At 44.1% G+C, this 261-nt stretch carries 1 pseudogene; it reads left to right on the top strand.

Features of this window, described 5'->3' with window-relative positions:
* A pseudogene (locus tag FC20_RS10585) lies at positions 1 to 261 on the top strand (peptide ABC transporter substrate-binding protein); the annotation flags it as partial.

Here is a 261-nt window from a genome sequence, read left to right as displayed (position 1 = left end):
TTAATGGTGAAGACTACACTAAGCGCATCTCTAAGTCAGCTGAAACTTTATATCCAGCAACTCCTGACAAGAGCGAAGCCGTTAAGTACTTCAACAAGGGCTTGAAGGAACTGGGCAAGAGCAAGATCAGCTTCAAGATCTTGTCAGACGACACTGATGCCGGCAACAAGACTACCGAATCTCTGCAATCAAACTTTGAATCAACCTTTGGTAAGAAGGTCAGCGTATCTGTACAAAACCTGCCATTCAAGACTCGTTTGT

Source organism: Lactobacillus equicursoris DSM 19284 = JCM 14600 = CIP 110162 (assembly GCF_001434815.1).
GTDB lineage: Bacteria > Bacillota > Bacilli > Lactobacillales > Lactobacillaceae > Lactobacillus > Lactobacillus equicursoris.
Note: the sequence above shows the minus strand (reverse complement) of the source record. Positions and strands in the feature narration are given on the sequence as shown.